Here is a 12,961-nt window from a genome sequence, read left to right on the forward strand (position 1 = left end):
ACCCCTTCTGCGTCTCGTCCGTTACGACGCAAATCTCATCGGCAACGGAGGGCACACGAGCAGAGGCAACGCCGAGCATGAGCTCTGCGCCCAACGCAGAGCTCATGCCATGACGAAGCCGCCACCTGTCGATAACAGGCCAGGAAAACACAAATCCCCCACAACGAGGGCTACCCCCATGGCCCGCGGAACGCAACCTTCCCCGGGTCGCAGCCGCGAATGTACGAAGCGATCGCACAACGATCAAGAGGCCACCCTGAGACAGTGACATCAATCACACGAAATGTGCGATTGATGTGGGTAAGGAGGTCCCAGAACGCTCGAAACACATTCTGCGACGGTCAGCCAAGCGGCACCTTCCCGCCCCGCTGGTCCCGGTGTACTTGGGCGTCTGGGTAGTGCTCACCCTGGTGCGCAGGCCGCCGCTGGCCGGGCTGAAGGCGTGGGCGGCCGGCTTCACCGAGGAGGTACGGACGCCCTGCGGCCGGCGCAAGCCGATGCGGTGGACCAGGGTGGTGCGCCTGGCACGGTTGGGCGTCCGCCGGTCATCTAGACGGGGCCGTGGGCCTGGACGGCGTAGCCGCCGGTGATCACGAGCGGGTGGCTGCCGATGGCCAGGACATCGGCGAGGAGCCGGCGGTGCAGAGCGCTGAGGTTCACGCGGCGGCGGACGTCCGGCCGGCGGAAGCGAGCGTGGGGAAGCGGTCTTCCCAGATCTGCCGGACATGCCGGCTGACCAGGGTGCGCAGGACGGGCCACTGAGCGGCCAGCAGATCGCGGTGCAGGAAGCGCACGAGATCGTCGTGCTGCCCCTCGGCCAGCACCGTCCGGTACAGGCTCATGCGCTGGCGCGGCCGGTCGAGGTCGTACGTACGCAGGCCCGACCAGGCCACATGCAGCGGCAGCTCCACCTGGCCGCTCGGGGGACCGACGAAGTCATCGAGCGAGGCTGGCAGACGGCCCGCGTACCGCGCGCGCAGGACGTCGGCGGCAGGCGACGGGGAGAGCGAGTGGGACAGCGGAGCCATGCCCCGATTATCCCGTGCCGCGCCCGCCTCCAGTAGCGCAGCCGCACCATCCACCGGGGCGGACCCATCAGGTGACCGTGTTCTCGCAGATCACATCGAGTTTTCGAGTTATCGGCCAGGCTGGTGTCGCGCGCCTCGGGGGCCGGCTCCCCGGGGGCTGTCAGCTTGTCGTGCAACCCTGGAATGATCACGGCCGCATCTCGGAAATGGCCTGATGCTGCTCAAGTTGCTCCTCACAACTTTGGGGACGCCGATACATCGGACCAGATCATGTGACGGTCTGACAGGCGGCATGCCCTGTGTGTCCGGCAGTACCTAGATCCACACGCCCTTTTGGCGAGAACGCGCCCTTGGACGCTCGCCCACCGCCAGGCCGCCAACGGCACCCGCAACCGGCCCGCGGCCTGGTTCTCGTCGTAGCTCTCACGTACCGAACGCGCCATCAATCGCACTCCGATCGCACATCGGCGGCCCGACGATCGGGCCGCGCCGGAAACATGCCGAAAGATCCCGTTTGCTGTCAATAGCCCTGATTCCGGGGCGAGTTGGGAGCACACCGCACAAGCCGCCTACGCGTACGCGAGACCCGGATTCACCCCCTGCGGAGGACACGAAGCGGGGCCGGCACCCATCGGTGCCGGCCCCCGAGGAACCGGTTCGCCAGCGCGCGGCGGGGCGGTCAGCCGGCCGCCGCGGCCAACCCCTGGCCGAAGGGCGGGACGTCGTCCACCGTCACGTCCAAACGGATCCGCTGAAACCGGAACGCATGCCGGAAAACACCCTGGTCAACGGCCCTGTCCGCGCTCACCTCCGCCACCAGGTCCGGACGGACCAGCGTGACGTCCAGGACGTGGGGGCACCCGGATAGCCCGGCTTAGACAGGCCGTGGCCAGCCTGAGGTGAGGTTCAGGGGTTCGCGCTAGCCCAGGTTGTGAACCAGGCTCGGGATAACGCCGGCCTGACAGTCGTTGGTGCAGCCCTTCTTGTACTCGTAGTAGTCCTGGATGAACTCTGCGGGGTCCTCAGAGCCGTAGATGTCGGTGGGGAACACCTCGTCGTTGCCGCCGGACTCTGACACGGAGATCCCGGTGTCAGCCTCGATGCCGTCGGCCTGAGCAGGCAAAGCCAACGTCCCGAGTACGGCACCGGTCAGGACAGCGGATACGGCGATACGCCGCGCAATGATCTTCATGCCGGTCTAACGCTTCAGTTCGTCAAGTGGTTGTGGCACGCGGCAGAGAGCTAGCGTCCGCTGATGCGGTCCGCCCCTGTCTGAACAGGCACGCCCATGACAGCCGGCCATCCTCGCGATCGGCGCCTGACGGCAGCGGTTCGGTCACCTCGTGACAGCCACGATCACCACCGCTGCGCAGCATGAGCAGGGACGGCCCCCCGTCCTTGCTGACGCCCAGCCAGTGCCACCACCACACCCATTCACAGGAGGGGCTGCGGGGTCCTGTGGGGCGCTCAGGAAGGCGTACAGCGGCTAGAACGGGGCTGCTGCGGCCTGCTGGTGGTCGACTGTGGGCCATGAGCCAACAGGGATCCAGAATGCGGTAGAGAGCTGCTGCGGCGCGGTAGTCGGCCGCAGCAGGCTCACACAGCGGGGGGGGACCTCAGTGACGCCCTGCTCCGTTTCGGACCTACGGAATGGCGGGGAAGGTCCACTGCTGTCCGGCCTGACCCTGGGGCATTCCGGTGACCCTGCCTCCTTCGGCTGCCGTCAGGTAGGCGTTGTTCGGGGGCGCCTTCTCGCCGGGCTCCAAGATCAGGCCCTCGTTGATCTGGTCCCCGACCGGCGACCAGATCAGGCCCTTGTCGGTCTGGAACTTAAACGACCTCAGGGTCCCGCTGGGCGCCTCACCGCACCAGCCGAACGACAGATTCCATCCGGGCTTCTCGCCAGCCTGCTCACTGCTGCTCAGGGTGCCACCCAGCCCGCCGAAGCTGACGTTGCGGTTCAGTGCGAGGCAGCGGCCGCCGTCCACACCGAGGTTTTCCAGCTGCTTGCGGGTGGCGTCGTACTTCCACACCTGGTCCTTGGTGTCTGCACACGGCTGGAGTCCGGCGCCCTGGACGTTCCGTCCGGCCTCCGGGTTCTTGCTGCCATCCCCGAGGGTGTCAGACGCATGTCCGAGGAATCCCTGGACGCATTCGCCGGTCTTCTCGTTCTTAATCTTGAAGTGGCCTGCGGGGAACCCCGCACCGGGCTCCTGCGGTGCGCCGTACGCGGCGACTTCGATACCGCTGGCCACGGCCACCGCAGTGAGACCTGCCGCGATCCACATCTGCTTCTTCATGCGATCCGTCCTTGTTGTAGCTGAAACAAATCCGCACAGCCCAACTCGAATGAGGCGCTCCGGTAACGGGATCTTCTGGCAGGGATCGAAGTGTCAGCGCTACTCGCCACCTGGCGGCAGCTATACGAGAACAGGGCCGAGGGGCACGCCGGGGGCCGCCTGGACCGGATGGGAGCATCTGTGCGGCACGGTGGGCGGCACGCCCCGCTGGCGCAGGTTGGCGCCGTGACGTTGCTCGCGAGCTGCGCGCAGCGTAGGCCCCCTACGGGCCGCGCCGGAATCCGGTCAGCAGGCTGCGGCGGCCGGGCCCTGCCCGAACACCGGGACATCCTCAACACCCACGTCCAGGCGCAGCCGTTTGAAGCGCATCGGGTGGCGCCAGACGCCGCCCCGGTCGATCGAGCGGTCGGCGCTGATCTCTGCCACCAAGTCGGGGCGGACCAGGCGCACCTCCAGGACGTCACGGCTCCCCCAGGTCGCGGCGAACGTGACGCCCTCCCAGGGGTGCCCCGGGTCGGCGGCCGTCAGGTGCTCCGCGACCAGGCGGGCCGCCTCCGTGCGCACCGGGACGGTGCGGCCGACCGTGCGCAGTCGGCCGTTTGGGTCGTGGCGGCCGAGGACGAGGAGCTGCGGGCGGGTGATGGCGCCGATGATCGCCTCAGTGGTGTCCCGGCGTCTGACCTTGGTCCAGGCCCCCCTGTGGCCCGGCAGGTAGCGGCTGGTCTGGGGTTTGCAGAGGATGCCCTCTACGCCGGATACATCGGTCCAGGACTCCAGCCACTCCCGGGCCTGGACTGGGTCCGTGGTCATCGGACACAGGGTCCATGGGGCCGTCAGGGCGTGGTCGGTGAACAGGGCTTGAAGGCGGGCGCGGCGCTCGACGTAGGGCAGGTGCAGCAGCTCGCGGCCGTCGGTCTGCAAGACGTCGAACGCCACGAAAAAGGCCGGCAGCTTCGCGGCCAGCGCGGGAGCGCTGCGGGCGCGGGCGGCAGCGCGGCGCTGCAACCCCTCGAACGACAGGGCGCCGGCCACGCTGTCCCACACCAGCAGTTCCCCATCCAGGACCAGGCCGTGCGGCAACTGCGCCCCGGCAGCCGCGACGAGATCGGGGAACGCGCCCTGGACCAGAGCGCCGCGGCGGGTCTGGAGCAGCACCCGCCCACCCGGCCCGGCCGGGGTGAACACCAGCGCCCGGTACCCGTCGAACTTCTGCTCATACGCCACCCCCGAACCGAGCGGACGCACCGGCGGCATCACCTCGGCGGCCTGCGCCAACATCGGCTCAACCGGCGGACGCAACACCATCCCCCAGGCCTCCCTCATCCTCGACGCCAGCGCCCAGCGTGACCCGCACCCACGCACACGGCCCGGCGAGGACGCCAGACGTATGACTGAACGCCTTACCTGGCCTAAGTGGCCAGGGTCTGTGTCTGGGTGCCGTGGTTCCGGGCGTTGTACTGGGCGACCCACTCGGCGACGTCGGAGCAGCCGACCGGTGGAAAGGCGACGTCGGGCACGAGCCGGAGCGTCTCAGGGACGTTCACGCCCGGATGCACCTCGCGCACGTGAGCGCTGGCGCGGGCCATCGCCAGGTCCAGCCGCCCGCCCTCAAGGACGATCTCACCAAGGACTCCGCACTGCGCGCACCGGACGTACGTCACCGCGACCGGGGTTCGCATCCCGAACGGCAGCTGCTCCATCTCCATGCCATGCCCAACGCGGCAGGGTTACGCCGGACACCGCCGAGCCGGGTTAGGCCTGGACTTTCGTGATGAGGAGGCCTCGGGAAGAGGATGTTCTGTGCCAGCGAACCTTGAGCGTGTGTCATCCAAGTTTGATCGACAGGCTTGGGGTCAGGGGCCGTTGCGGCGAGCTGACGCCCGACAAGACCGTCACCGACGTGTCCTGGGAACTGGGAAGGGAAGTGGGCGACAGCCGTGCGGCGCGTCGGCTTCCTGCTGGCGCATTCCGGCGCCCTCTCATTTAGTGAGTGAAGTAGTGGGGTGTTTCCGTCAGCCCGCCGAAGTCTCTGACGCTCGTGAACTGCGAGGCTTCGTTGAGGATGTCCGTCTGGTTGCGACCCCCGTCCTCACCGGAGACATCAATGATTGCCATCTTGCCTTCAACCGTAGGCACCACGGGATTGTAGACAGCGATCACGTTGCCCTGTTCGTCCAGGACCGGGATCCTCACCGGGATGCCGGAGCCGCCCACAGCCTTCAGGGTGAACTGCCCGTCTTGCTCTTCCAAGTGCAGTGTGGCCTTGTCGTCCTCCGCGACCGGCGTCGGCTCGATGATTACGAGGTGGTCCTCGGGGGTCGGCGTGCTCTCAGTCATGACTGTCTCTCTGGTCGTTGCTTCGGCTGGTGCCACTGCCCACGGCGAAGCATGGCAGGACGAACGCGCTGCCCTGATTGGATCACCGAGGTGTGTCCGGAAGTCGCCACCGTCCGAAGTCACCGAACTTGACGGACGCGAGTTTGTGTCACCGAAGTTTGGTCACCACAGGTCAGGGGCTGGACCGCCACCCGCCTCGGCGCTAGGCCGTTTCCTTCGGATCACCTCGCCGAGCAACCGCTCGACGCGGGCCCACGGGGCGTCAGTCAACGACACACATCAACCGACGACCAGGTGATCCTTAAGAAGGCTGCGGCCCGCCCTCGTCGTAATCATCGCCGCACACATCGTTTCCGCCAATCATGCCGCCAAACCAACCGATAATGCCGCTGACCTTGCAGATCGCCCTCTCCGCGAGCTCCTCCTCATAGCCCGATCCAGGGGTCTTGCCCGCTCCTGCCAGAGGGACAGGGGAGGAGGCGTCAGCCTGGGCAGGAATCGTGACGGTCGAGGTAGCCGCGAAAGCAATCACGGACACGGCAGCAAACTTGAACAATGTGGTCTTCATGACCGAAGAACGGGACAGTGACCCTGCGGTTACGCCTCGTCTACGCAAAGGCGGTCCTCCCCAGCCCCACACCGGCCCGTTCGCCGCACCCGGCACCCCGAACCTTCACCCGATCCCAAGGAAACGGCCTAGCGAGAGGGCCGCTCGGGCTGCGCGGTGGAACGTGGCGATCCGAGGGGCACACGGCATCGAGGCCCCTTGACCAGGGATGATGTCGATCAAACTTCGATGGCACGCAGGCAAGGTTCGATGGCACACGACAGAGGACGCCGGACGGCGGAATCCGGCAGGGGTTGAGCTGGGCCAGAAAATCGAACACGTGATGGAATAGGAGAGTCCGCCGCACGCCAGGAGCCCGCCATGACCTCCCCCACCCCCGCACCCCGGCCGCAGGCCGTCACCTGGGCACCGAGCCAGACCGGCCCCTGCGCCCGGTGGCCTGTTGACTGCACTAACGGTGCTCAGGCCCCGGCGCCGTGATTCGGGGCAGGGCGGGCGGTCAGACCCTGACCGCCCGTTCTCGATGGCGAGGGCTACACCCGCTCGCGCCAGGCGTTCGGGGCCCGGGAAGCGGATCGCCGCGTCGGAAACCCGAGGAGCGGTGGAGGGGCGAACTACGCCTGGCTATGGGACAGTTCATGATGTCGTGTCACCGGCTGCTGGGGGAAGGGCGGAATATGGCGGACGAGGGGGACGGCTGGCTGACGGAGCGCCAGGTGAGCACCTTGTGGCCGGGCGTCGGTACTAGCTCGGTGTATGTGAATGCGCTGGCCCATGGGGTGCGGACCCGTACGGAGAGCTGGCTGACCACTACGGGCTATGCCGGCAAGATGTGGTATCACGCCGACGACGTGCGCCGAGTGGCCCCCCAGGTAGCAGCCGAGCCACTCAAGGGGCCGTCCCAGGTACCGTGCTGTCTGGTGCTGATTGTTCTGGCAGCGGCACCGCTCGTGTGGCTGGCGATACAAATAGAAAGCGCAGGCGGGTGGTGAAGGTCAAGTGTGTGGCTGCGCGGCCGGCCAGCCGCGAGATGCTGGGGTGTCAACTGCATCATCTTTGGCTCGTTGGGCAGGGCGCTTCCGAGCCTCAAGGAGAGGCCGATCAGATGCCTACACGCGTGGCTACGGCGTCCGCACGTCCGTAGCCGAGCACCTGGGTGAGGACTTGTCGGAACGTGATAAGGCCTTCGGCCGGCGCTTCGATGACGGCCTCGATCTCGCTGTCGGTGCAGAGAAGCCACGCTCCGACATGCCGCTACGGGGTCGGTGCCTCGCCGCTGTGCGCGTCGTGCAAGGCCGCGCGGCAGGCGCAGTACGGGAGCTGAGTCGTGTCCGTCCTGCCGCCCGACCTGCCCCGGCTGCGGACGCTGGTCACCTACCTGCGCGGCGAACTCGGCCGAGCCGAGCGGGCGCTGAGCGCCGCCGAGGAGGCCGAGGCCCTCGCCGCGTCCCGGCGCCCGCCCAAGGAGCCGCCCGCGTGGCTGGTCGAGCGCGGGATCGGCACCGGCCGGCTCCCGGCCCGCGTGCACACCGGGGACTGCTGGGACACCGGCAACCGCTGTACCCCCGCCGACCCCGAGCAGATACGCCGGCTGCTGACCCAGGGCGTACCCGCCTGTATCCACTGCCGGCCCGACACCGCTCTCGGAGTGCTGGAGTGAGCGGGCACCGGCAGGGTGAAGGGATGAGCCCCTGCCCCGCGAGTGGTCGTCTATCCGCCGGATACCCAGGGCGGGCGCCGCGTCCGCTGCGACGGCGAGGTCCTCGGCCGCGCCCTCGGCCCCGCCGACCTCCTCGAATTCCTGCGGCGGGCCGGACTGGATCCCGACGTCGTCCGGCTGGACGATCCGCTGCTGATCGAGTGGCGCGGCGGCGGACCGGCCGTGTGGAGTCCGGACACCGACGAGTCCTGAGAGCAGCAGTGCGGGCCGCCACCCGACGAGGGTGGCGGCCCGCACTGCTGCGCCGACTCAGACGGTGGGCGAGGCCGTGTAGTCGTGGCGCCCGTAGCCGCGGCCGTCACCGTGCCAGTCCAGGAACAGAACCGAGTCAGCCAGGGCGCCGCGGCCAGCCCGGTGACTGATCGTCGGCGTGCGGTAGTGGCCGTCATAGTTGCCGCTCGACGTACTGTCCTCCAGCCGGCCCTCGATCGCGGTGAAGTCCCTCTCGATCACCACGGGGTCGGTGCCATCCCGGGACTGCTTGATCTGCAACCGCAGCTTGGCCCCGTCGAAGATCGTCACATCGTCCACCTCGCGGAACGCGCTGCCATCCCAGCGCGCTTCGGCGTAGGCGTAGACCGTGCCCCCGGAGCGGGCCGCGCACGTCTTCACCGTGATCTTCCAGTTGTCCGGCCTCGTACGACCCGACCACGCACACGCACGTGGCCGCCCGGGCCCTGAGGTGCTGCGACTTCCGCCCGATGCAGGGCGCCAGCCCCGACAGCTCGATCAAGGACGTCAACAACCGTGACGTTTTCCTCGGCTACAACAAGAACGACGGAAAAACCGAGACCGTGCGCTGGGACAACACCGGCGGCATGACCGTCCTCCGCCCCGCCCCGGGCTCCACGGACATGACCGTGCACCAACTGAACGACTCAGGTGTCGGAGTCGGGTCTTCGGGTAACCGTGCCGCCTACTGGGACGCCAGCGGCGTAGGACAGCACCTGCCGGTTCCGTCCAACGTCTCAGGTTCTTCCGGAGTCAAGATCAACAACAGCGGTCAGATCCTCGGCTCGGCCTGGGTTGACGGGAGTCTCGTCGCCGTGCTCTGGAAAGGGGCGCCCGGGCAGTGCTGATGCCGTGAGGAGCGGTGCCCGGCAGGGTTTGTCATACCTGTCGGGCGTCGGCGGCCCGGTGTGGACCCCGGCTTGGCCGCCCGATCGTCTTCCGCTTCTCCCACCTGGCACTGCTCGCCCGCCGCGTCGGCTGCGGGGTGGTCGACGTCGGGCGACCAAGTGCCGGGACGGCCTCAACCAGGCGGTCCGGAAGGCGTTCACCCTCCCGATCCCGAAGTCGGCCGGGCGCCCAGATGCGCTACCTGGTCAGGCAGCTCAAGTCCACAAGACCCACAACTCGTCCGGCACCAACGCTCGATGAGATCCGTCATGCACGGCTCAACGAACGATCACACCATGAGAAACGACGCCTTAATGACATGCTCCGAGCAAACCATGCGGGGCGTCGGACCGGGCGGGTCGGTCCCGATGCCCCTCGCCGGGTCCGCGTCGCCGCGCCCCGGCAAACCTTTCCGGCCACAGCACTAGATCACCAGCAGGATCGCCGCCGCGCCGAAGACGTCCACGATGCCGCACCACTCCGACCAGGCCCGGGGCACGACCCTGCCGGTGCGGTGATGTACGAGGTCCCAGACGCCGTGGGCGAACCAGCCGGCCGCCACGAGGTAGCGGGCCGCCGGCGGATCCACCGCGAGCGCCGTCAGCGCCAGCGCGGTGAAACCCAGGAGGCCGGCCGCTTGGACCGCCCAGGTGCGCCCGGTGCCGAGTTCCCGGCGCGCAGCCCCGAAGGCCAGGTAGCACAGCGGCATGACGACGAGGAGGGCCGCGAGCAGCCCGACCGGTGCGGCACCGTCGGCGAAGGTGACGACGACGAGGGCCAGGGCCAGCCAGGTGGGCCAGCGCCGTGCACACGCGGTCAGGACGACGCGGGCCGTCGCGCCCTTGCCTTCATGGGGAACGCGGGTCGCGGTCGCCGTCGGGGTCGTGGCCGCGGTCGCAGCCGTGATGCCGACGTGGGAGCCGCGGCTGCCGCAGGGTCCTTCGGGAAGGGTCATGCCGCCACGTTCGCGACCGGCCGTGCCCGGCGGGAGCCCTGTGCCCGCTTCCTGTCACGAACCTTGGGGTGTACGTCCGTCCGGCGTAGGGTCGCCCCATGGGGGAACGGCTCATGCTCGTCGTCGGGTACGCCTCGGCCGAGCTGCTCGACATCGCCTGTGTGACGACGGCCCTGCAGATGGCAAACCGGATCGGGGACCTCGCCCGCCCCTACCGCATCCGGCTGGCCGGACCGGGCGGCGCACCGATCGACTGCGGCGGGGGGATCCTCCTGGTCAGCCAGGAACCCCTGGAACGGGTGAAGGGCCCCCTGGACACGCTCGTCGTCTCCGGAGGCGCCGGTTTCGAACGCGCCGCGGAGGACGCGCGGCTGGTGGGACACGTGCGGCGGCTCGCACGGGAGAGCCGCCGGGTGACCTCCCTGTGCACCGGGGCCGCCGTCCTCGCCGCCGCGGGCCTCCTCGACGGCCGCCGCGCCACCACGCACTGGCGGTTCGCGTCCCGGATCGCGGCCCGCCATCCCGCCGTCACGGTGGATCCGGATCCGCTCTACATCCGGGACGGGAACGTCTACACAGCGGCGGGCATCACCAGCGCCATCGACCTGACCCTCGCCCTGATCGAGGAGGACCACGGGCCGGAGCTAGCCCGCCAGGTCGCCCGCGACCTGGTCGTCTACGTGCAAAGGCCGGGGAACCAGGCGCAGATGAGCCTGTTCACCGCTGCGCCGCCGCCCCGCGACGACGTGGTTCGCCGGCTGGTGGAGTACATCGCCGAACACCCGGACCACGACCTGTCGGCCGGGACGCTGGCCGCCCGCGCCGGAGTCACCCCGCGCCATTTGAACCGCCTGTTCCTGGAGCACCTGGGGCTGCCTCCCGGGCGGTACGTCCGACGGGCCAGGACCGAGGCCGCTGCCCACCTCCTGGCCTCGACGACCCTCCCCATGCCGGGCGTGGCCGCCCGCTGCGGCTTCGGTTCGGCCGAGACGCTCCGGCAGGTCTTCACCGCCCGGTACGGGATCCCGCCCGCCCGCTATCGCTCCGTGCACCGGGCGAAGTAGGCCGCGCGCGGGAGGGGCGCCCGGAGGAGCCGGGGCATGCGGAGCGCTGACCCTCGCTGTGCGCCGTGATCGGCTCGGGTGCCGAGGTGATCGTGATCGACGTCCAGGCAGGAGGCCGTACTCGCAGCCCGTACCGGTCCACGTTCATGCGGCGCGAGACCGGGCAGGAGCAGCCCATGGCCGTTTTCGTCGGCACTTCGGGATGGCAGTACCGCGACTGGTCGGGCATTCTCTACCCGCCCGAGCGGCCGCAACGGCTGTGGCTGGAGGAGTACGCACAGCATTTCTCCACCGTGGAGCTCAACAACGCGTTCTACCGGCTGCCCGCGCCCCATACGTTCGCGCAGTGGCACGCCCGCACCCCGCCCGGCTTCGTCATGGCCGTCAAGGCGAGCCGCTTTCTGACACACATCAAGCGCCTGCGTGAGCCGGCGGAGCCCGTCCGACGGCTCATGGAGCATGCCGCTCCGCTGGGCGACCGGCTCGGCCCCGTCCTGCTCCAGCTGCCGCCTACGCTCCGCGCCGACCCTGCCGCGCTCGAAGCCTGCCTGGCCTGCTTCCCGCGTACCGTCCGCGTCGCCGTCGAGCCGCGGCACGCGTCGTGGTGGACGGCTGACGTACGCTCCGTCCTCGCCGACCGCGGCGCGGCCCTGTGCTGGGCCGACCGAGGGTCGCGGCCCGTGACACCGCTGTGGCGGACAGCGGACTGGGGCTACGTGCGCTTCCACGAGGGCCGTGCGCAACCCGCTCCCCGGTACGGCCGCTCCGCCCTGCGGAGCTGGGCGGAGCGGATCGCGGACACCTGGCCCCCCGAAGCGGACGTCTACGCCTACTTCAACAACGACCCCGGCGGAGCAGCCGTCGTGGACGCCCGCTCCTTCCGACGTCTGACAGCCGCACCGCAGGCCGGCTGACGGGGTCGCAGGCCCCGCGGGCTCCGGCGACGACTCGCTCGACGGACGTCAGGCATGCGGCACCTCGGTCTGGGCAGGCGCCCCGTGTACGAGGAGTCAGCCATGACCGGCACGCCCGGGACGACGGCGGGGGCCCCTGCTCGGCCGCAGCCACCAGATGGTGCGCCTGCTGGAGTTCTCCGGCTCGGCGGAGTTGTTCGAGGTGGCAGCGCCGTGACGCTCTGCCGACGGCTGCCGGCCTGCGGCGGGCGTCGAGGGGAGGAGCGGCCGGGTTTACTGGGCGCTGCTCCACCCGGTCGTGCTGGAATACACGTCCAGCAGGTCCACCACGAAGACCAGGGTCGAGCCCGGCGGGATCAACGGCGAGGGCGACTGATTGCCGTAGCCGAGACGCGGGGGAACGATGATCTCGCGCCGACCGCCGACCTTCATCCCCTTCACGCCCCGGTCCCAGCCCTTGATGACCCTGCCACTGCCCAGGGCGAACTTGAACGGCTGGCCCCGGTCCCAGGAGGCATCGAACTCCTTACCGGACTCGAAGGTCAGCCCCACGTAGTGGACCCTGACCACCATGCCCGGCTTCGCCTCGGCCCCGTCCCCGACGACCAGGTCGCGGATGGTCAGTTCGGTAGGAGCGTCCCCCTTCGGAACGTCTACCTCGGGCTTCGTCAGTTCACCCATTGCAGCCTCATCACTCTCTGTCGAATGCCACCCCGGGCGGCAGATGGTCACGCTATCGAGAATGCCGATCCCCGGAGCGCATCGAAAGCAGCCAACGGGACCAGCACCCGGCGGTCGCGCGGCCGGTCCAGCAGGCGCAGCAGGCGCAGCAGGCGCAGCAGGCGCACGATCGCGTCGATGAGCTCTGCCGGTGCGTCGCTGACCGTGATCCCGGGCCGGGCCGACCGGGTCGAAGGCGGCAGGTCTCCCGGCCCCGCCTGCAGCATCAGCTCCGC

At 69.2% G+C, this 12,961-nt stretch carries 15 protein-coding genes and 2 pseudogenes; 6 read left to right on the top strand and 11 right to left on the bottom strand.

What is annotated here, in order from left to right; all coding sequences use genetic code 11:
• Window positions 1–344 precede the first annotated feature (344 nt).
• Window positions 345–553: pseudogene (locus AB0447_RS33340) on the top strand (glycosyltransferase family 2 protein); the annotation flags it as partial.
• Between the two features lie 103 nt (window positions 554–656).
• On the opposite strand, the gene AB0447_RS33345 reads toward AB0447_RS33340, so the two are convergent.
• From AB0447_RS33345 to AB0447_RS33375, 7 genes are all read right to left on the bottom strand, one after another.
• A complete protein-coding gene (locus tag AB0447_RS33345; protein WP_366480653.1) occupies window positions 657–1,028 on the bottom strand; it encodes a hypothetical protein in 372 nt (123 codons plus the stop codon).
• Between the two features lie 919 nt (window positions 1,029–1,947).
• On the bottom strand, window positions 1,948–2,220 hold the full coding sequence (locus tag AB0447_RS33350; protein WP_366480654.1) for a hypothetical protein: 273 nt from the start codon (window positions 2,218–2,220) through the stop codon (window positions 1,948–1,950).
• Window positions 2,221–2,671: 451 nt separating this feature from the next.
• Window positions 2,672–3,328, bottom strand: a complete 657-nt coding sequence (locus AB0447_RS33355; RefSeq protein ID WP_366480655.1) for a hypothetical protein — start codon at window positions 3,326–3,328, stop codon at window positions 2,672–2,674.
• 285 nt (window positions 3,329–3,613) lie between these two features.
• Window positions 3,614–4,633 (bottom strand): ATP-dependent DNA ligase, encoded by a 1,020-nt coding sequence (locus AB0447_RS33360; protein WP_366480656.1) that lies wholly within the window; start codon window positions 4,631–4,633, stop codon window positions 3,614–3,616.
• A 104-nt stretch (window positions 4,634–4,737) separates the two neighbouring features.
• Window positions 4,738–5,034 (bottom strand): hypothetical protein, encoded by a 297-nt coding sequence (locus AB0447_RS33365; RefSeq protein WP_366480658.1) that lies wholly within the window; start codon window positions 5,032–5,034, stop codon window positions 4,738–4,740.
• 277 nt (window positions 5,035–5,311) lie between these two features.
• Window positions 5,312–5,665, bottom strand: coding sequence for a hypothetical protein (locus tag AB0447_RS33370; protein ID WP_366480659.1), 354 nt, complete (start codon window positions 5,663–5,665; stop codon window positions 5,312–5,314).
• 301 nt (window positions 5,666–5,966) lie between these two features.
• Entirely contained in the window at window positions 5,967–6,233 is a 267-nt protein-coding gene (locus AB0447_RS33375) for a hypothetical protein (protein ID WP_366480660.1), read from the bottom strand.
• Between the two features lie 1,327 nt (window positions 6,234–7,560).
• On the opposite strand from AB0447_RS33375, the gene AB0447_RS33380 reads away from it, so the two are divergent.
• Window positions 7,561–7,893: a DUF6233 domain-containing protein gene (locus AB0447_RS33380; protein WP_366480661.1), complete on the top strand. Its 333-nt coding sequence runs from the start codon at window positions 7,561–7,563 to the stop codon at window positions 7,891–7,893.
• A 42-nt stretch (window positions 7,894–7,935) separates the two neighbouring features.
• Entirely contained in the window at window positions 7,936–8,145 is a 210-nt protein-coding gene (locus AB0447_RS33385; RefSeq protein WP_366480662.1) for a hypothetical protein, read from the top strand.
• 57 nt (window positions 8,146–8,202) lie between these two features.
• Here the strand turns inward: AB0447_RS33385 and AB0447_RS33390 are convergent, their stop codons facing one another.
• On the bottom strand, window positions 8,203–8,565 hold the full coding sequence (locus AB0447_RS33390; RefSeq protein WP_366480663.1) for a hypothetical protein: 363 nt from the start codon (window positions 8,563–8,565) through the stop codon (window positions 8,203–8,205).
• Window positions 8,566–8,654: 89 nt separating this feature from the next.
• Here AB0447_RS33390 and AB0447_RS33395 point away from each other — a divergent pair, with 89 nt between their 5' ends.
• Window positions 8,655–9,032: a hypothetical protein gene (locus AB0447_RS33395; protein ID WP_366480664.1), complete on the top strand. Its 378-nt coding sequence runs from the start codon at window positions 8,655–8,657 to the stop codon at window positions 9,030–9,032.
• A 464-nt stretch (window positions 9,033–9,496) separates the two neighbouring features.
• Here AB0447_RS33395 and AB0447_RS33400 read toward each other — a convergent pair whose 3' ends face one another.
• Entirely contained in the window at window positions 9,497–10,027 is a 531-nt protein-coding gene (locus AB0447_RS33400) for a hypothetical protein (RefSeq protein ID WP_366480665.1), read from the bottom strand.
• Between the two features lie 98 nt (window positions 10,028–10,125).
• Between AB0447_RS33400 and AB0447_RS33405 the strand changes: the two genes are divergently transcribed.
• Both AB0447_RS33405 and AB0447_RS33410 read left to right on the top strand, forming a co-directional pair.
• Window positions 10,126–11,091, top strand: a complete 966-nt coding sequence (locus AB0447_RS33405; RefSeq protein ID WP_366480666.1) for a helix-turn-helix domain-containing protein — start codon at window positions 10,126–10,128, stop codon at window positions 11,089–11,091.
• Between the two features lie 176 nt (window positions 11,092–11,267).
• Window positions 11,268–12,005 carry a DUF72 domain-containing protein gene (locus AB0447_RS33410; protein WP_366480668.1) on the top strand — a complete coding sequence of 246 codons (738 nt, stop codon included), beginning with the start codon at window positions 11,268–11,270 and terminating at the stop codon, window positions 12,003–12,005.
• Window positions 12,006–12,278: 273 nt separating this feature from the next.
• Here AB0447_RS33410 and AB0447_RS33415 read toward each other — a convergent pair whose 3' ends face one another.
• On the bottom strand, window positions 12,279–12,686 hold the full coding sequence (locus tag AB0447_RS33415) for an FKBP-type peptidyl-prolyl cis-trans isomerase (RefSeq protein WP_366480667.1): 408 nt from the start codon (window positions 12,684–12,686) through the stop codon (window positions 12,279–12,281).
• A gap of 92 nt (window positions 12,687–12,778) precedes the next feature.
• Window positions 12,779–12,961, bottom strand: a pseudogene (locus AB0447_RS33420) (AraC family transcriptional regulator N-terminal domain-containing protein); the annotation flags it as partial.

The sequence above is a fragment of the Streptomyces sp. NPDC051211 genome (assembly GCF_040689505.1).
Lineage (GTDB): Bacteria > Actinomycetota > Actinomycetes > Streptomycetales > Streptomycetaceae > Streptomyces.